A 19,427-nucleotide genomic window follows, 5' to 3' on the forward strand; every position below is an offset into this window, starting at 1 on the left:
TGTAACTCATAGCCCCTATTTTTCAGAATAGGGTTGCGTCAGAAGTTGGGAATTGACGAAGAAGAAGGATGAAACCCAACCCCAAGAAAATAAAGTTCGAGATGCTGTATTTCATCCAGAATTTCGGGAAGACCTCGTATATTGGGTAGAGACAAACCGCAAAACTGCGCTTCGTATTTTTAACTCGGTTGAAGCGATTATGCGAGATCCTTTTACAGGTATTGGTAAACCTGAACCATTGAAATACTTAGATTCAGATGCTTGGTCGCGGCGACTTACTCAAGAACACCGGATTGTTTATCTAGTAAGTGATGACTGAATTGATTTTCTTCAAGCTCGATATCATTACTGAAAATGCTAGTTATGTTTGGTAACAAGACTGAAAAGTTTTTTGCTTTTCAGTCTGTGAGAATTTATTGCACAGTTGGGTTAACTGAAGCTTAATTTAGTGTTTGTTTTTGAACTTGTTCCCATTCTCCTTGAATACTTTGTAATGTCTTCAAGGTGCGATTTAAACGGGCTTTCTTTAACTCAGGAGTCTCTTTTTGGAATAAACTTGGAGAATTGATTACTTTATGTAGTTCAGATTGAATGGAATGCAAGCGATCGCTCAAACAGCGTTCAAAGATTTCACCATTATCACTACTCACATTTTCTACTAATTGACGATATATATAGTCTTTAGAACTGATTTTATCTTTGAGGTCAGTATTAATAATTTCCTCAATCAACTTGTGGTAGCAGTCAGATAGTGCGGTTAGCATAGGTTCTGCTGCTAGATTATTTGTTTCAGAAGTAGATGGATCGGATATTTCTTCTTTAGTTGGCGTTACGAAAGTTTCCTCAGAAGTAGGGGATTCTTCTTTAGTGGGTGTTGGTAAAGTTTTCCGAGAATTTGTAGGTGAAGAATTTGCTTTATAATTAGATAAATAATAATCTGCTAAAGAGCCACAGAGAAACTCTTCACGAAAGCGGTTTATTTTGGCACGTGACTGGATTTTGTGGTAACGACGTTTCTGATACCATAAACCAGAAATGAGTAAGCCTGCGATCGCTCCTATGCCAACTCCTGCCAGAGCAACTTTAGCATCTTCTAAACTTTGATTTTGTTGCCCAGATTCAACAGTCGCATTAGAAGATGTACTTTCAGCAATAGCATAGTTACTCACTGAACTTAGCTGCACGCTAGTGGCGATCGCCGCAGCCGACAGTATCAATCTAAATACTAACTTTGATTTCCACATAATTTTACAGCTTAAAAATATGTTGTCTATTTCTGGAGACTAACCGCCTCCTCAAGGAGTGAATAGTTAATAATCAAATTAACTAGATATCTCTTTTACTAAAGAAGTTCCACTTCACTTATATAAAAAATAAACTTTCTCAACAGTAGTTTCCACAATATTTTCTTATTTTTTAACATTATTTGTTTGTCTAGGATTTTTGACAAAGCCGTAGATTATATACCATTTCTCAAAGTATCTGTATGAGTTATTTCGTTAAATGGTTGTGATTTATAGCGATCGCGCAAATCTTGCAGCATAGAGTTCAGTAGGCAATAGTCGAGGATGTGCGATCGCTATAAGCTCTGTACTGGTATCGCATATTGCTGGGCATAAAGTCTATAATGACATTAAATTGCAGGTGCTACAGCAGAAATTGACATAAATAGCACTAGTATCTCATCGGTAGTGTAGTGTTTGCGATCGTCATAGCCCATTGTAGACATCGCCTCTTGGATTTGGAAAGTATGAGCCAATAAAATGTAAACTTTCAAAGGCTTGCACCAAGTTTCTAACTACCTTGCTCTTTAATTTCTCTGTGCGTAGTTCTATTTATAGAATAGGTGCTTCCCCGAAAGCTCAACTTATGAGTTGCTTGTGGTGTAATGATTCCAGTCGATTGGGTATTCAAATCGGCGCCAACAACATAAGTACATCCTCGAAAGCTCAACTTATGGGTTACTGATGCTGTGGTTTCCCCATCTAATTTGGGGTTGAGGTCATGATGATAGGAAGCTCCACGGTAGATTAAGTGATAATCTGGTTCTGATTTGAGTACTGGCTGTTGTGTAAATTGTGTTTCTCTGTTGACTATTTTGTTTGTATAATACTCATAGCTTGCACTGATAATAATAAGAATTAATAGTAGAAGTAAAATCTGCCAAGGAGCTAACATTAAACCCAAAATCAGGCTGATAGCTGCAAATACAGTTACTAAATGTGAGATTTCATTATTTCTATTTTTAAATAAAAAATAGCCAGTGATGAAACAAACACACGGAAAAATGAAAAAGTACAAAGCCATATTTCCTACATTCGCAACTAAAAGCAAAGGGTTTATAAAGCAGATTAAACTTATTTTAAAAGTTGTAGTTTATTTTACCTCCAATCAGCTTGAGAAGTTACCGTACTACTGGAGTAAAAGTTTTACGTTGAGGTATCTGTATTAGCTGCGATCGCAAAGAAAAATTAATACTCAAGACTATCTCAAACCTTTGGAGCGAGGTTTAAAGGCTATGTAGAGTGAGCGTTTTGGATTCAGAGAGGTTACAGGCGCGATCTAGAGTGGATGCTCAGTGTAAAGCCTTTGCTGAAGTATATGAAAATATTACCTTATAGCGATGTCATGTAGCGATCGCATTCCTTAACGTAGAAATTTACTGATAAATAAAAATTAAAAGCGAACAAATATCACAATACAAAATTATTACTTCGGGGATCTAATAAGCAGAATAACCCACTATAGTTCTAACCGATGTGTCTCTAACAACGAAGTAACAAAATTATCATAAAAGCATCGCAATCTCGCGTATTAAAAAAAAGCAGATGCATGTTAAGGTTTTAATCTCATTGTCTTCCCTTCGCGCCTTTACCTATGCATCTGCACTATTTACACCCCCAACACCTTGAAGAATTAGTCAAGAGTAGTGGTATAGACTTACACTTAGTGCATCTCAATTTTAGGTCGCTCCAAGGTGTAACAGCTTATGAGTACCTGTTGATTTCTGAGCTACTCCCCCGCACCAATACCGGAATGGTGAAAAGTAGTTGGTTGCAGCGTTACGCTCACATCACAGAAGGTGGTTGGTGGTGTTCGGGACTAGACCCCTCTGAATAATTGGCAAATGATGGAATGGGGATGCTTTAAGCCAAACCAACCCCGACAAAATCACAATGGCAAGTCCATCAAGTACGAGCATCCCCCCAGCACACCAACGCGGGTGTTTTGTTTGCGGGTAACGTTGCAAGTGTGGCAGCAAGTCGCTGGGCGTTACAATCTGGTCATGCCTGAAAATATCACTATTACTCCTGATGGCGAAGCTGGAGGCTTTTGGCAATGGGTGATGCAACAGAACATTCCTCTCATCATCTGCGAGGGTGTAAAGAAAGCAGCCACGTTGTTGACGCAAGGATATGTAGCCATTGCCATTCCCGGAATTACCAGTGGTTATCGGGTTGTGAAAGATGAATTTGGTAAAGTTACCCGTCGTCAGCTAATTCCCGATTTGGCCGCGTTTGCGATTACAAAGCGCAGCTTTTACATTTGCTTTGATTTTGAAACTCAACCCAAGACAATTGCTGCTGTAAACAATGCTATTTCTCAACTTGGCTGTTTATTTCAGCAAAAAAATTGTCCTGTAAAAGTCATCGAACTTCCAGGAATAGAAAAAGGGGTTGATGAGTTTATTGTTGCTAAGGGTGTAAATAATTTTGAGAAAGTTTATCGCCAAAGTGTTGATTTAGAAATCTATCTTGCTCAAACCAAACCCCACACCGAGTTAAGTATTCCTGCTGCACTTACCTTTAACCGTCCTTATATAGGTGAAATACCTTTCCCCACCTCTGGATTAGTAGGAGTCAAATCAGCGAAAGGAACGGGGAAAACTACGGCATTGCAAGGCGTTGTTCGAGAAGCAAAAAGTCGAAACCAACCCGTTTTGTTAATTACTCACAGAATCATACTTGGACGATTCTTGTGTGAAAAAATTGGTATTCAATGGGGAACACATAAAGACGATGCAGAGAAAAAGATTAATAAAACACTTACCCCCGCTCCTCCTATCCTACGCTCTCTATTCCCTCAGCAATCTCTCGGCTTATGCGTTGATTCGATTTGGAAACTTAACCCAGAACATTGGCGGGGAGCAATAATAATTTTAGATGAAGTGGAGCAATCTTTATGGCATCTTTTAAATAGTAACACTTGTAAGCACAAGCGGGTAAAAATATTAAAATTATTCCAACAATTAATAGCTACAGTTTTAACAACTGGAGGATTAGTAATTGCTCAAGATGCTGATTTGTCAGATGTCTCACTAGAATATTTGCAGGGATTGGCAGGAATTAAATTAACACCTTGGGTAGTTCTCAACCAGTGGAAGCCTCAACAAGGTTGGGACGTAACTTTTTATGATTCACCAAACCCAACACCGCTAATTCACCAATTAGAATTAGATTTACTTGCTGGACGTAAATGTTATGTTACTACCGATAGTCGCGCTGGGCGTTATAGTTGTGAAACAATTGAACGTTATTTGAAAGAAAGGCTACAAAAATTACGGCGGCAATTTCCTAAAACTTTGGTAGTTAGTAGTCACACTACAAATACACCAGGTCACGCAGCAGTTGATTTTATTGCAGCGATTAATCAAAAAATATCGGAATATGACGGCGTTTTTGTTACTCCTAGCCTTGGTACGGGAATTAGTATTGATGTCCAACATTTCGACCGTGTTTATGGCATTTTTCAAGGGGTAATTCCTGACTCGGAAGCAAGACAAGCGCTAGCAAGAGTCCGGGATGATGTACCGCGTGTTGTCTGGTGTGCTAAACGAGGTATTGGTTTGATTGGTAGTGGGAGTACAAATTATCGCTTGTTATCTGATTGGTATCAAGAAAATCAAAAAGAAAACTTAGCTTTGTTGAGTCCTCTACATAAAATAGATGTGGATTTACCCTTAGTTTATGACCCGATTCATTTGCGAACTTGGGCAAAGTTATCTGCAAGGGTAAATGCTTCTATTCGTCTCTATCGGCAATCGATGCAAGATGGTTTAATTGCTGATGGGCATCAAATTCAAGTGCGGAGTAATGCAGTCCATAATAATATTATTCGAGATTTACGTCTGGCATTTTTGGCAACCGATGCCGATGATTTAGCTACCCGCAAAAGGTTAATTGTAGAAATTGTTAAAGTTCAAAAAGATTGGGCACAAAGTCGTCAAAAAGCTAAAGAAATTAAACGCAAAATTAAAGAAATTAAGCAGCAAAACCAACTATCGGTAGCAACTGCTGTCGCTAATGCTAAAGATATAGATTATGTAGAATATGAGCAAATGTTAGTCAAGCATTCCCTAACGGATGGAGAACGCAACCAAATTAACAAATATATTCTCAGGCAAAGATATGGTGTAGAAATTACTCCTTGGCTGAAATTGCAAGATGAACACGGATATTATCGTCAGTTGTTAATCCACTATTATTTAACTCACGAAAGCGAGTATTTTCACGTTAGGGATGAACAAGAATGGCATCAGCAATTATCTTGGGGTGAAGGAAAAGTTTTTCTCCCAGATTTAAAAACTTACACGCTCAAAGTTGAAGCTATGAGAGCTTTAGGAATGCTTCAGTTTCTCGAAGAAAAACGCGAATTTACTGAAAACGATACAGATTTGATATTGCTGAAAAATATTGCTTTTCAGCATAGTAAGCATATTAAAAGAGCGCTTGGTATTAATTTAGTCGGCGAGAAAGAGCAAGTATCAGCAATCAAAATACTCGGTAGACTATTAAATTTGTTGGGTTTGAAGCTGAAACGAGTGAATCAGGTTTATCAAATTGATTTAGAAACGCTATATGATGGCAGAGAAAAAATATTTGCTGTTTGGCATCAACGAGATGAGGTGATGTTGGCTCATGTTAAGAGTGTTGGTTATGAGTTGCCTGATTACTCTTCAGACTGGAAATTTGAAATTATGCAAACGAAGTCTGAGAAAGCGAACCAGATGGTTTCTATGCCTACTCTTCCGTTATCAACAATATAGCAATCCTGAATTTTTGTGATAATTGCACAGTGTAGTGTAGATGAGTGGTATTTCAAGACGCGATAAATCGCGTCTCTACAACTGGGTTTTGGGCATTGGTCTTTGCCTAATTGGAATAATTTTGAAAATATATCGTTAAGAATCCCGATGCTTTAGGCTAGAGAATGTCAAAAGGCAAAAAAACTATATGAATGCTGAAGATTTTTTTAAACAAGGATTAAACCACAATTTGCAAGGAGACTATCAAGCAGCGATCGCAGCTTACACCCAAGCAATCAAGCTAAATCCTGACTATGCCGAAGCTTACCATAATCTAGGGCTGATTTTAAGTGGTCAGCTCAAAGATTATCGCAGTGCGATCGCTAACTTCAATCGCGCTATCGAAATTAATCCTAATTTTGCCACAGCCTATTATAACCGCGCTAATGCTCGTTACTTTTTAGCCGATTATGAAGGAGCGATCGCAGATCATAACGTAGCATTACAAATCGATCCAAATTTAGCGCAATCTTACCACAGCCGCGGCAATGCTTACTTTGCTTTGGAAAACTACGACAAAGCGATCGCAGATTATATCCAAACTATCGAAATGAGTACCCAATTAGCTGATAATATCAATATTGATATTGCCAATGCTTATCATAATCGGGGCGTAACTCGTTTTGAACGTGGCGATCGTCAAGGGGCAATCGCAGATTTTCAGCAAGCTTTACAATGGCATCCCCATTTTGCCGCAGCTTACAGCAATCGCGGCAATATTCACCATATTTTAGGCAATTATCAGGAAGCGATCGCTGACCATAACCAAGCATTACAATTAGATCCTAACTTGGCAGAGGCTTATCATAACCGAGGTAATGCCTACTACGCTTTAGCAGATTATCAAAGTGCGATCGCTAATTTCAACCAGGCTCTAAAAATCAACCCCAGCTTTGCCGGAGCGTACTATAATCGGGGTCTAGTGCTTGCTCACCTCAAAAATTATCATGAAGCAATCGAAGATTTTAACCAAGCATTAAAGCTGAATCCTGATGATGTGCAAGCTTATTGTGAGCGAGGTCTAGTTCGTAGTACTCTTGAAGACTATCAAGGTGCGATCGCAGATTACGATCGAGCATTACAAGAAAACCCGACTCTTGCTTTAGTATATGGCTTTCGCGCAAATGCTCGTCGGCGATTGGGAGATTATCAAGGTGCAATTGAAGATAGCAATCGCCTATTACAACTCAATCCTAATTTAGCAGAAGGATATTGCGATCGCGCGGCGGCTCGTCGTTCTATAGGAGATCATAAAGGCGCAATTAAAGATTACGATCGAGCATTGCAAATTAATGATAACTTAGCCGCAGCTTATTATGGTCGGAGTATTGCCCGTGAAGCTCTGCACGATTTACAGGGTGCAATTGATGATAACACTCAAGCCATAGAGCTTGTTCCTGACTTTTCTCAAGCGTATTGCAATCGGGGAAATGCTCGTCGTCTTTTAGGGGATGAACAAGGAGCGATCGCAGATTATAATCAAGCATTAAAAATTAATCCTGATTTAATTGAAGCATATTACAACCGAGGTTCCACTCATTATGCTTTAGAAGAATATGAAAGTGCGATCGCAGATTACACCCAAGCTTTGCAAATAAATCCCCAATCTGCTGCATTTTACAGCGATCGCGCCAATGCTCGCTATGCCTTAGAAGATTATCAAGGGGCAATAGAAGATTACAGCCGAGCGATCGCGCTTGACCCCAGCTTTGCCGAAGACTGGTACAATCGGGGTCGTAGCCGTTCTCTGTTGGGAGACTTACAAGGAGCGCTTGCAGACTTAAACCAAGCTTTACAGCGTCAGCCTAATTGGGCTTCAGCTTACATCCTGCGAGCAGATGTCTACCGGAATTTGGGAGACTCTCAGCGAGCAATTAAAGATTTTCAGAAATCCGCAGACTTGTATTACCAAGAAGGAAATATCCAGTATTATCAACAAATTGTTGAGCTTATTGAACAGCTTCAATGAAGAAATAAGGGAGTCGCAAGACAAGATAAATCATGACAAAGACGCGATAAATCGGCGTCTCTTGTCTTAACCGAACAGTATTGCGTCGTCTCTTCCTACTCCTTTGTTTCTTCAAAGCGAAAGCGTTCTATGAAGCGGCGGTCAATCCAATCTTTGTAATGCCACAAGAGTTTGTGGGGTGGTAAAGTAAAAGTGCCTCTGGTTGCGATCGCTCGTTTGTCTCCTGTACCAATTAAACTCAAATATTGTTTCTGTGGCTTATAAGGTTTGAGTGACTTACCTAATAAAATTCGCTGTAAATTCTCAAACAAAGGTTTACCTTGTCTAACAGCAAATACCCCAGCTTTCGGACGCGGATGATTTACCATTGTGGCAATATCACCAGATGCAAATACCTGCGGGTGCGTTTGAGATTGCAACGTGTCTTCTACTAAAATAAAACCTTGCTCATCAGTTGCTAGTCCAGCGTTTTTTAACCATTCGGGTGCTGATGCTTGTGTTACCCAAAAAATCTTATTGCACTCTACTGTCAAACCAGATTCACATTTAATTTCAAATATTTCTTTAGCTTCATTCTGGGTTTTAGGTGCAATTTTACACACAGATTCTCCCAGATGTAACTTAATACCTCGGTCAGTTAAAATTTGCTGAAGTTGATGCCGCACTGATTGATGGTAATTAGGCATCAGTTCTTGTCCGCGTTGGAATAAATGAATTTCTAGGTTTTGAATGGGTTGTTGAGTTTCATCCAAAATCCGATGTAAACGAGATTGCATCGATAGCGCTAATTCTACACCGCCCGCGCCACCACCTACGATCGCAATCCTAATTGGTTCTTGAGGATTTTTACTTACAGCTTCAATTAATTCATACCAATGCTCTAATAACTGCGATACTGGTTTAGCTGCGATCGCATATTCTGCCGCACCTGATACAGACAGTATGGCTGGAGTGCTGCCAATATCAATAGACAGCACATCAAAATCTACCGCCAGTCCGTTATCACAAAGAACTTTGTTGTTTTTTAAGTCAAGGGCAACTACCGTGTCAATATACAATTGTACTTGAGCAAAGTTCGCCAAGGGTTGCAAGTCAATATGGCATTCATTGTGGCTGTAAAATCCGGCAATATGTCCTGGTAACATCCCAGAGTAGGCTGTCTCTGATGCTGTGGTAATCAGTATTAAACGTACTCCTGTTGACGGTTTGATACCGAACATTTTTATAACAATAGCATGGCTGTGACCGCCACCAATTAACACCAGATTTTTAACTATTGGTTGTATAGTTTGCTGAGTTTTAATAGTCATCTTTAGTTAATCAATGATTATAAACAAATCAAAATTGTCATGATGAGAGTTAATTGTCCGTGAAGACTAAAGACTAGTGAATACAACTGATTATTAGAATGGCAAGAGTAGGTATGCTTATGTTTACTTACTCAGAAGTTATATTTTCAATTTTGTTAATTACATAAAGAAATTTCGGTACTAAATATGTATGAAACAATAGCAGACGTAAATAATTTATTCAATAAAAAGTAGATATTGACATTCATTTCCATTAATTATTAATGTCTTTAATCCCATGAAAAACATTTTATCAAAAAGTCACATCCAGCTATCCCAAATATTCCTGCGGATACCTGTTTTCCAGCAACAAGTTAAACAAAATCAGCATCATTCGCTAAAACGACGTTTAAGAATAGCAAGCGAACAGCTAGAAAATAACACTATAGAAATCAGTCTAGCTGTAATTAATGATTTAGAACAAATTGCTTATAGCTATCCACAGTACCATTGGACGATCGTAGATATTCTTACTAGTTTTGTACGAAAAAATGCTCCTTATATGCCCCAAGAGGAAGTAACGAGTCACCTGTCAACAAAAATTCGTTTAGATATTCAAGCCGCGCTGACTGTTATTGCTAGAAGAAATGCAAACAAAGACCCAGTAAATGAGCAACTTGATTTGAGCTTCACGGATATCAGAGGAGCAAACTTGAAAGGGGCGAATCTACAACAGATAAATCTCTATCAAGCTAATCTAGCTGGGGCTAATCTTAGAGAAGCTAATCTAGCGGGGGCAATACTTAGTGCAGCTAATCTAGAAGGAGCTAATTTATATCTAGCGAACTTAGAAGGAGCAATCCTTAGTGCAGCTAATCTAGAGAAAGCTAACCTTTCTGAAGCTAACCTGCATCGTGCCAGTTTATATCTAGCTAGCTTGCATGGAGCAATTCTCTATGACACCATACTTGATGAAGCAAACCTTAGAGAAACCAAATTCTCTGAGTAATATCATATTCGCTTGATTGCTGATTGAAAAATTTTTCCCGACTCTTTAGTAGAGACGCAACTAACTGCCTTGCCTCTCTCCTCATTCTCTATTTTCAGCGTAATTCGTAATTTTTGTAGCGCAAGCGTTTCTTAATGTGTGACGTAAAATTATATTAGATATAATTCCTTAGTTCAATGAGTGTTTTGACACCTATTATAAATTTCTGCTAAATGCTATACTATTTTTCCTTAACATCTAAGTAATAATTCTAGGTTGTAAGGAAAATTTTTACCATGTCTTCTAAAAAGACAGACGCTCTTTTGAATTGGTTGATAACTTTAACAGCGATATTTGGCTGCTCGTTGACTGTAATTTTCTTTGTCTTGTCCAATATTAAAGAATTGTCAATTCAAGAAAAAATTCAGTATAGAAACCAAGCTTTAACAACTACTGCAATAGTTTTTCTGGCATCGGCAGCAATGTTTAATACTTATTATGCAGCAAGGCGTGCCCAAGCGATGCAGAAGAGTGCGATCGCATCTGAGAAAAACTTAGAAATTGGCCTGCAAAATGCCAAACTCAATCAAGACAGATTGATTGCAGAGCGCTTTATGGGCGCAATTGCCCAGCTTGGCCATGAAAAGGTGGAAACCCGGACAGGCGCAATTTATGCTTTAGAAAGGGTTGCTCAGGATTTTCCTCAAGAACACTGGACAATTATGGAAATTCTCACTGCTTTTGTGCGAGAGAATGCACCCATCCAGCACGTAAAAGGCGAGCAACAAAAGCCGGAATATCAAGGAGCAGTTTACTCAAGTCGGCGTAGAAGTGGGTCGCGTCCAACGCCGCAGTTGGAGCAAAATCTCCATGAAGAATTCCCTAAAATACGCACCGATATTCAAGCAGCCCTGACTGTTATCGGCAGGCGTAATTTACTCGAAGACCCAAAAGATCAAAAACTTGATTTACGTAACACCGATATTAGACAAGCAGACCTACTAAAAACTAACCTGCAACAAGCTGACCTGCGTGGGGCTGACTTGAGTGGGGCAGACCTGCGTGGGGCTGACTTGAGTGGATGTGACCTTAGTGGCGCTAAACTTATGAGGTCGATTCTTTATGAAACCAAATTACTAAAAGCTAGTTTATATGGAGCCAACCTTTGTTGGGCTAACCTGAATCGTACTAACCTCTCTGGAGCAAACCTGCGTTCAGCCAACCTATCTGGTGCAAGTCTGCGGGCTGCTAATTTACAGGGAGCGAACCTTTATAAAGCTAACTTACAACAAGCGACCTTAAAAGTTGCTAACCTCTCTGGAGCAAAGTTGTTTTTAGCTAACTTGCAAGGAGCAAAATTGGGTAAAGCCAACTTGCAGCAAACGGGTTTGATTGGTGCTAACCTCTGTGGGGCTAACTTAAATGGAGCTAACCTTTCTGGCGCTAACTTAAATGCAGCCAAACTCCACCAAACAGAAGTCTATTTTGCCAACCTCTCAGAAGCTAGCTTAACGGAAGCTGACCTATATCAGGCTAATCTAATTGGAGCAAACCTTTATAGGGCAACCTTTTATCAAGCTAACCTGACTCAGGCAAACCTAATGGGAGCTAACTTTTCCCAAGCTAACCTCAATGATGTCAAACTGGAAGGGACTATTTTGACAGGAGCGAAAAATTTAGAGTTGGATCAGATTAGAGAGGCAGTTGGCGATCGCACCACTCGCTTACCTGATTATATCGAAGCACCTACACATTGGCGGCAATCGGGTTAAGCGATCGCAGCATCATTCGTTATTTGGGCGTATTCTACCGTTTTCACTTAATGCTATAGTTTTTCCAAAAAGTCTCCCTAACAATTCAGGAGATGAACGAAATGAAAACTATGTCTGATAACAAGACAGACACACCGAGAAATTTGTTTATAGTTCTAATTTTATTTATTGGATTGTTTATTCATTTAGCGAAAAACAAGAAATAGATGAGAGTGGCTAATACTTCCAAGAAGTGGCTCTATATTTTACAGTTTTCACTTAAGTTTAATTAAACAGACAAAAATAATCGCTCAATTTGAAAAAGTTTTTTCCGAAATAGCCGCTTTATCGTCTGTATAATCACTGTAATGGGCAAGAGCGTTAGGCTGATTTCAGGTAATTTGTGATGAAACTAGATTTAGTCAGGTTTTTTCAAGCTTGCAACCCCAGTAAAACTCTGGTCGTGAGCAAACCGGAAGATAAACAATATTATATTGATTTCTCTAAAGTGCGTGGTGCCAAAATTATTGAGGAACTTGGGCGAACTATCACCCGCCTTGCACCTGAAGAACCCACTTGTCAATTGTTTACCGGACATATCGGTTGTGGCAAATCCACTGAATTACTGTGGCTAAAGGCAGACTTAGAGCGGGAGGGATTTCATGTGGTTTATTTCGAGTCTAGCCAAAGCCTGGATATGGCTGATATTGATGTTACAGATATTTTATTAGCAGTAGCTCGTGAGGTGAGTCAAAGTCTGGAAGCAATCAAAATTAACCTCAAACCAGGATACTTTAAAAATCTGTTTACCGAAATTTCTGAGTTTTTGCAAACGCCGCTAGATATAGGCGTTGAGGCGGAATTATCTGTTGGTATTGCCAAAATTACTGCCAAAACGAAAGATAGTCCCAAACTTCGCAGTCAGTTACGCCAATATTTAGAACCGCGCACCAATGGCATTTTGGAATCAATTAACAAAGAATTGCTCAAGCCTGCTAGAGAAAAACTCAAGCAGCAGGGTAAAAAAGGACTGGTGGTAATTATAGATAATCTCGACAGAGTGGATAATTCTCAGAAACCTTCCGGTCATTACCAGCCAGAATATCTCTTTGTGGAACGGGGCGAACAGTTAAACCAGCTAAATTGTCATGTTGTTTATACCATTCCGTTAGTGTTGATTTTTTCCAACGCTTTAGGAAGGCTAACAAATCGCTTTGGCGTAGACCCCCAAGGTTTTGCCGATGGTTCCTGTGCAATTACAAGATGGTTCGCAATTCTCACAAGGAATCATGCTGCTGCAACAGATGGTGATGGCGAGGGCTTTTCCTGATGTGAGTTGGGAACAAAGCCGGAATTTAATTACCGAGGTTTTTGATAATTCTGATACTTTAGAGCGACTTTGCCGAGTTAGCGGCGGTCATTTGCGTAACTTGTTGATGTTATTGTTTCGCTGTCTTCAGCAAGAAGACCCGCCTTTGTCGCGGGAGTGCGTAGACAGGGTGATTAAACAACGCCGCAATGAGCTAACTTTAGCAATTACGCCTGATGAATGGGAAGTACTGCGTGAGGTAGCGCAAAAGAAAAGCTTGAGAGGTCATGAAAGATACGAACTTTTGCTCCGCAGTATGTTTGTATTTGAATACCGGAATGAGGATGGTTCGTGGTTTGATATCAATCCGATTTTGGCAGAAGCCAAAGAATTTAGGTTATAAATCGGCATATATGAACAATTACCCCCTTTAATCCCCCCGATATATTGGGGAGAAACAAGAAATCTAGTTCCCTCGCCTTTATAAGGGGGAAAGGTTAAAGGGTAAAGGGGAAAGGGAAGGGGGAAACAAGAAATCTAGTTCCCTCCCCTTTATAAGGGGAGGGTTAGGGTGGGGTAAAAGACTTGTGTGTACACCGTAGCCTTTATAAGGGGGAAAGGTTAAAGGGTAAAGGGAAAAGAGAAGGGGGAAACAAGAAATCTAGTTCCCTCCCCTTTATAAGGGGAGGGTTAGGGTGGGGTAAAACCTTGGGTTTTTCAGTTATTTCCTAAAAACCTAGCTCGATAAGACTTTCCTCGTTCCCAGTCTCCGACTGGGAATGCATTCATTGAGTCTCTGACTCAATGCCAGATTAGAGGCAGAGCCTCAACGAGGAGCATTCCCATGCAGAGCATGGGAACGAGATAATAACGTTAGCTAGATCAACAAGTGCGGGAGCCGTTTCAACAAGTGCAGGAGCTAGATCAACAAGTGCGGGAGCTAGATCAACAAGTGCAGGAGCTAAATCAAAAAGTGCGGGAGCTAGATCAACAAGTGCGGGAGCCGTTTCAACAAGTGCGGGAGCTAGATCAACAAGTGCGGGAGCTAGATCAACAAGTGCGGGAGCCGTTTCAACAAGTGCGGGAGCCGTGTCAGTTGTCATCTTCACAACTACAGCTTTTACAACTAGCAGAAATCGTCCGTCATCCTTTCTGCCCCCTGCCTCCCACCTCCTGGCTCAAAACCCGTAACTTTGTACTTTATGCAAAAGAAAACTGCTGTATGTTATGAGTAATCAGCAAGAGCCAGAAAATTTAGCCTTTGACAATGAGCATTCATTGCAAACTCTGGTGCGAACAATTACCCTTTCTCAGGAAACATTTTCGCTGATTTTGCTGCGCTGTAACTATGCTGCTTTACGTCAGCGCATGGTAGAACGCCTGCACCAATTATCTCCTGTACGCATTCATGAAATTACTTTACCTGCATCTGTCAAAACGCTTTACACAAATATACGCGAACAGTTGGGAGATGAACAGCCACCTGCATTGATGGTTTTTGGTTTGGAGTCGGTTAAAGATATTGATACAGTTCTGACTTCAGCTAACCAAGTGCGGGAGGAGTTTAGAAAAAACTTCCCGTTTCCGATATTGTTATGGGTTAATGATTCAGTTCTGCAAAAATTTATTCGATTAGCAACTGATTTAGAGAATTGGGCAACTATCATTGAGTTTGAAAACCCTACGGATGAGTTAGTCAACTTTCTCCAGCAAAAAAGTGATGAAATCTTTGCTGGTGAGGTAACGCCTAATCCCCAAATGTGCCGGGAATTAGAAACTGCTCGTCAGGATTTGCAAAATCGAGGAGAAGTATTAGAAGCAGCACTTCAAGCAAGTTTAGAGTTTTCGCTTGGCTTGAATGATTATCTACACGATCAAATAGATTCAGCTTTAGCACATTATCAACCAAGTTTGCAGTTCTGGCAACGAAGTAATTATTTAGAACGACAAGGTATATTACTCGCTAATATTGCTTTAGCTTATAACCGCCAAGCTGAAAAAAATCAGACAGAAAATCAACACTATTGGCAAGAGTCTAGAAATTACCTTCAGCAAGCTATTGAGATTTTTGAACAAGCACAACGTTCTGATTTAGTCGCAAAACATATTACTAAACTAGGTGAAGTACTACGAGGTTTGCAAGCATGGTCAGAGTTGCAAAGCCTTGTGGAAAAATCTCTGCCGCTACATCAAAATTATGGCACGTCGTTGCAATTGGCTAAAGATTATGGTTTTTTGGCAGAGGTAGCACTAGAACAGTCACGCTGGGATGAAGCTCATCAACTGGCGGGGCAAGCATTACAAATATTAGCTGATATACCTAATATTCAATCAGATGAATTTGGATTATATCGATTTATTTTAGCCAAATCACAACAGGGTTTAGGTCTAGTTCAAGCAGCAATTACTAATTTAGAAACTGCAAAAGTTGAAAGTAATCATCAATATAACCCACAATTATATATATCTATATTAGAAAGGTTACGCTTGCTCTACTTTGAGCAAGGTGAATATCTCAAAGCTTTTTATATTAAGCAAGAGCAACTACAAATCGAACAACAATATGGTTTCCGCGCCTTTGTTGGTGCATCTTACCTCAACCCGCAACGACAAGCAATTAATTCTGCACTGCAAGTAGAAAATGCAGAAACCATTGCTCAAGAAATCGCTGCTTCTGGACGGGGACAAGATGTGAAGCGGTTGCGAGAAAGAATTAGTGGGACTGAGCATAGATTGACTGTAATTCATGGTCAGTCGGGAGTGGGTAAAAGTTCAATTTTGCAGGGTGGATTAATCCCGGCGTTGCAACAGCAAGCTATTGGCGAACGAGATGCTTTACCTATTTTGTTGCGAGTTTATACAGATTGGGTGGGAATGTTGGAGCAAAGTTTAACTAAGGCTTTTGAGGAAGTTAGAGGTAAGAAATTATCTGTTAATTTTGATTCTTCAGCAGCTATTTTAGAACAATTACGCAAAAATGGCGATAGAAATTTGTTGACGGTTTTAATGTTTGACCAGTTTGAAGAGTTTTTCTTTGTTTATCCCGACCAACATCAAAGGCGAGTGTTTTATGATTTTTTGCGAGTCTGTTTAGATATTCCTTTTATAAAGGTTGTTTTATCATTACGGGAAGATTATTTACATTATTTATTAGAGTTAGACCGTTTGTTTGATTTGACGGTAATTAATAATAATATTCTCGATAAAAATATTCGCTATTATTTGGGTAACTTTTCCCCAGCCGATGCCAAGGCAGTTGTAGAGAGTTTAACAGCACGTTCGCAATTTTATCTAGAACCTACGCTAATTGATGAATTGGTGCGGGATTTAGCAGGTGATTTGGGTGAGGTGCGCCCGATTGAATTGCAAATTGTGGGGACGCAATTGCAAACTGAGAAAATTACAACTTTAGAAAAGTATCGTCAGTTTGGTACTAAAGAAAAACTGGTCGAGCGATTTTTAGAAGAAGTTATTCATGATTGTGGTTTTGAAAATGAACAGGTTGCACGACTGGTTTTATATTTACTCACAGATGAAAATGGCACTCGTCCTTTAAAAACTCGTGCTGAGTTAGCCGCAGATTTGGTGGCAGAAGTTGATAAATTAGATTTGGTGTTAGAAATTTTTGTGGCATCAAGGTTAGTATTGCTGTTACCAGAATCACCTGCTGACCGCTATCAATTGGTACATGATTATCTCGTGTCGTTTATTCGCCAACAACAGGGCAATGAAATATTAGCAGAATTAACTAGAGAGCGAGAAAAACGCCTGCAAGCAGAGGAAAGAATTGAAACTGTAAGGGAAGAAATAAAAACTGTTGAGGTAAAATTACAACAAGTCCAAACCACTCTCGAACAAGCGGAAGCAAAACTTACAGAAGCACAGAAAGCAACAGAAGCAGCAGAAGCAGCACGTAAAGAAGCACAAAAGGGAACCGAATTAGAACGAGCTGGAGTTAATGCTTTAAGACAGTTTGAATATGCAGAGTTAGAATCGCTATTGGCAGCAGTGCAGAGTGGTAAAGAATTAAAAACTTTGGTCAAAGATGGTCGCCCTTTAGAAAAATATCCAGCTATCAGCCCTATTTTTGCTTTGGATAATATTCTCAATAAAATTAAAGAACGCAACCAGTTTCAAGGGCATCAAGGCAGTGTCAATAGTGTGAGTTTCAGCCCGGACGGCAAAACCATCGCCACGGCATCATTTGACGGAACAGCGCGGTTGTGGAACCTGCAAGGGCAACAGATCCAAGAATTCAAAGGGCATCAAGGCGAAGTCAATAGTGTGAGTTTCAGCCCGGACGGCAAAACCATCGCCACGGCATCACTTGACGGTACAGCGCGGTTGTGGAACCTGCAAGGGCAACTACTGCAAGAATTCCAAGGGCATCAAGGCAGTGTCTTAAGTGTGAGTTTCAGCCCGGACGGCAAAACCATCGCCACGGCATCACTTGACGGTACAGCGCGGTTGTGGAACCTGCAAGGGCAACTGCTGCAAGAATTCAAAGGGCATCAAGGCAGTGTCTTAAGTGTGAGTTTCAGCCCGGACGGCAAAACCATCGCCACGGCATCTTATGACAACACAGCGCGGTTGTGGAACCTGCAAGGGCAACTGCTGCAAGAATTCAAAGGGCATCAAGGCAGTGTCGGTAGTGTGAGTTTCAGCCCGGACGGCAAAACCATCGCCACGGCATCTTATGACAACACAGCGCGGTTGTGGAACCTGCAAGGGCAACTACTGCAAGAATTCCAAGGGCATCAAGGCTTAGTCAATAGTGTGAGTTTCAGCCCGGACGGCAAAACCATCGCCACGGCATCTTATGACAACACAGCGCGGTTGTGGAACCTGCAAGGGCAACTACTGCAAGAATTCCAAGGGCATCAAGGCAGTGTCTTAAGTGTGAGTTTCAGCCCGGACGGCAAAACCATCGCCACGGCATCATTTGACAACACAGCGCGGTTGTGGAACCTGCAAGGGCAACAGATCCAAGAATTCAAAGGGCATCAAGGCTTAGTCAATAGTGTGAGTTTCAGCCCGGACGGCAAAACCATCGCCACGGCATCTTATGACAACACAGCGCGGTTGTGGAACCTGCAAGGGCAACAGATCCAAGAATGCCAAGGGCATCAAGGCAGTGTCTTAAGTGTGAGTTTCAGCCCGGACGGCAAAACCATCGCCACGGCATCTTATGACAACACAGCGCGGTTGTGGAACCTGCAAGGGCAACTGCTGCAAGAATTCAAAGGGCATCAAGGCATTGTCAATAGTGTGAGTTTCAGCCCGGACGGCAAAACCATCGCCACGGCATCATCTGACAACACAGCGCGGTTGTGGAACCTGCAAGGGCAACTACTGCAAGAATTCCAAGGGCATCAAGGCAGTGTCTTAAGTGTGAGTTTCAGCCCGGACGGCAAAACCATTGTCACGGCATCAGATGACAAGACAGCGCGGTTGTGGAACCTGCAAGGGCAACTGCTGCAAGAATTCCAAGGGCATCAAGGCAGTGTCTTAAGTGTGAGTTTCAGCCCGGACGGCAAAACCATCGCCACGGCATCATCTGACAACACAGCGCGGTTGTGGAACCTGCAAGGGCAACTACTGCAAGAATTCCAAGGGCATCAAGGCAGTGTCTTAAGTGTGAGTTTCAGCCCGGACGGCAAAACCATTGTCACGGCATCAGATGACAAGACAGCGCGGTTGTGGAACCTGCAAGGGCAACTGCTGCAAGAATTCCAAGGGCATCAAGGCAGTGTCTTAAGTGTGAGTTTCAGCCCGGACGGCAAAACCATCGCCACGGCATCATCTGACAACACAGCGCGGTTGTGGCCTGTGGAGAATTTAGACCACTTGCTAGTGCGGGGTTGCAATTGGCTGCATGATTATTTGCAGAATAACCCGAATTTGAGTGAGAGTGACAAGCGTCTTTGTGATGATATTAAGTAATATGATGTCGGTTAATTGGTTATGATTACCACAGTCATTGCACCCCACCCCCAGCCCCTCCCCTTGGTAAGGGGAGGGGAGCAAAAGTGCAGC

12 protein-coding genes and 1 pseudogene are annotated in these 19,427 nt (G+C 41.0%); 9 read left to right on the forward strand and 4 right to left on the reverse strand.

Annotation, left to right across the window (positions count from 1 at the left end):
• Positions 1-52 precede the first annotated feature (52 nt).
• On the forward strand, positions 53-319 hold the full coding sequence (locus tag NSTCB13_RS18870) for a Txe/YoeB family addiction module toxin (RefSeq protein WP_448273476.1): 267 nt from the start codon (positions 53-55) through the stop codon (positions 317-319).
• Between the two features lie 121 nt (positions 320-440).
• Here the strand turns inward: NSTCB13_RS18870 and NSTCB13_RS18875 are convergent, their stop codons facing one another.
• From NSTCB13_RS18875 to NSTCB13_RS18885, 3 genes are all read right to left on the reverse strand, one after another.
• Positions 441-1,244, reverse strand: a complete 804-nt coding sequence (locus tag NSTCB13_RS18875; RefSeq protein ID WP_448273477.1) for a hypothetical protein — start codon at positions 1,242-1,244, stop codon at positions 441-443.
• A gap of 389 nt (positions 1,245-1,633) precedes the next feature.
• A complete protein-coding gene (locus NSTCB13_RS18880; RefSeq protein WP_448267329.1) occupies positions 1,634-1,777 on the reverse strand; it encodes a hypothetical protein in 144 nt (47 codons plus the stop codon).
• A gap of 17 nt (positions 1,778-1,794) precedes the next feature.
• Positions 1,795-2,307 carry a hypothetical protein gene (locus NSTCB13_RS18885; protein ID WP_448273478.1) on the reverse strand — a complete coding sequence of 171 codons (513 nt, stop codon included), beginning with the start codon at positions 2,305-2,307 and terminating at the stop codon, positions 1,795-1,797.
• Positions 2,308-2,877: 570 nt separating this feature from the next.
• On the opposite strand from NSTCB13_RS18885, the gene NSTCB13_RS18890 reads away from it, so the two are divergent.
• The 3 genes from NSTCB13_RS18890 (at position 2,878) to NSTCB13_RS18900 (ending at position 8,054) form a co-directional block, all read left to right on the forward strand.
• Positions 2,878-3,120, forward strand: coding sequence for a hypothetical protein (locus tag NSTCB13_RS18890; RefSeq protein WP_448273479.1), 243 nt, complete (start codon positions 2,878-2,880; stop codon positions 3,118-3,120).
• Between the two features lie 7 nt (positions 3,121-3,127).
• Positions 3,128-6,046 carry a plasmid replication protein, CyRepA1 family gene (locus tag NSTCB13_RS18895; protein WP_448273480.1) on the forward strand — a complete coding sequence of 973 codons (2,919 nt, stop codon included), beginning with the start codon at positions 3,128-3,130 and terminating at the stop codon, positions 6,044-6,046.
• Positions 6,047-6,233: 187 nt separating this feature from the next.
• Entirely contained in the window at positions 6,234-8,054 is a 1,821-nt protein-coding gene (locus NSTCB13_RS18900; protein WP_448273481.1) for a tetratricopeptide repeat protein, read from the forward strand.
• Positions 8,055-8,149: 95 nt separating this feature from the next.
• On the opposite strand, the gene NSTCB13_RS18905 is transcribed toward NSTCB13_RS18900, so the two are convergent.
• Positions 8,150-9,364, reverse strand: a complete 1,215-nt coding sequence (locus tag NSTCB13_RS18905; RefSeq protein ID WP_448273482.1) for an FAD-dependent oxidoreductase — start codon at positions 9,362-9,364, stop codon at positions 8,150-8,152.
• Positions 9,365-9,641: 277 nt separating this feature from the next.
• On the opposite strand from NSTCB13_RS18905, the gene NSTCB13_RS18910 reads away from it, so the two are divergent.
• The 5 genes and pseudogenes from NSTCB13_RS18910 (at position 9,642) to NSTCB13_RS18930 (ending at position 19,334) form a co-directional block, all read left to right on the forward strand.
• Positions 9,642-10,352: a pentapeptide repeat-containing protein gene (locus tag NSTCB13_RS18910; RefSeq protein ID WP_448273483.1), complete on the forward strand. Its 711-nt coding sequence runs from the start codon at positions 9,642-9,644 to the stop codon at positions 10,350-10,352.
• Positions 10,353-10,627: 275 nt separating this feature from the next.
• Positions 10,628-12,103, forward strand: a complete 1,476-nt coding sequence (locus NSTCB13_RS18915) for a pentapeptide repeat-containing protein (RefSeq protein WP_448273485.1) — start codon at positions 10,628-10,630, stop codon at positions 12,101-12,103.
• Positions 12,104-12,488: 385 nt separating this feature from the next.
• Positions 12,489-13,794: pseudogene (locus NSTCB13_RS18920) on the forward strand (P-loop NTPase fold protein).
• A gap of 486 nt (positions 13,795-14,280) precedes the next feature.
• Complete coding sequence (locus NSTCB13_RS18925) at positions 14,281-14,622, forward strand: hypothetical protein (protein ID WP_448273486.1); 342 nt, start codon at positions 14,281-14,283, stop codon at positions 14,620-14,622.
• On the forward strand, positions 14,619-19,334 hold the full coding sequence (locus NSTCB13_RS18930; protein WP_448273487.1) for a WD40 domain-containing protein: 4,716 nt from the start codon (positions 14,619-14,621) through the stop codon (positions 19,332-19,334). Before NSTCB13_RS18925 ends, NSTCB13_RS18930 begins: the two co-directional genes overlap by 4 nt.
• Positions 19,335-19,427: the final 93 nt, after the last annotated feature.

The organism is Nostoc sp. DSM 114160 (assembly GCF_053470305.1).

Coding starts and splice junctions, on each gene's coding strand:
- NSTCB13_RS18910 (WP_448273483.1), top strand. CDS start 9,642: ATGAAAAACATTTTATCAAAAAGTCACATCCAGCTATCCCAAATATTC.
- NSTCB13_RS18885 (WP_448273478.1), bottom strand. CDS start 2,307: ATGGCTTTGTACTTTTTCATTTTTCCGTGTGTTTGTTTCATCACTGGC.
- NSTCB13_RS18905 (WP_448273482.1), bottom strand. CDS start 9,364: ATGACTATTAAAACTCAGCAAACTATACAACCAATAGTTAAAAATCTG.
- NSTCB13_RS18915 (WP_448273485.1), top strand. CDS start 10,628: ATGTCTTCTAAAAAGACAGACGCTCTTTTGAATTGGTTGATAACTTTA.
- NSTCB13_RS18875 (WP_448273477.1), bottom strand. CDS start 1,244: ATGTGGAAATCAAAGTTAGTATTTAGATTGATACTGTCGGCTGCGGCG.
- NSTCB13_RS18900 (WP_448273481.1), top strand. CDS start 6,234: ATGAATGCTGAAGATTTTTTTAAACAAGGATTAAACCACAATTTGCAA.
- NSTCB13_RS18895 (WP_448273480.1), top strand. CDS start 3,128: ATGATGGAATGGGGATGCTTTAAGCCAAACCAACCCCGACAAAATCAC.
- NSTCB13_RS18890 (WP_448273479.1), top strand. CDS start 2,878: ATGCATCTGCACTATTTACACCCCCAACACCTTGAAGAATTAGTCAAG.
- NSTCB13_RS18930 (WP_448273487.1), top strand. CDS start 14,619: ATGAGTAATCAGCAAGAGCCAGAAAATTTAGCCTTTGACAATGAGCAT.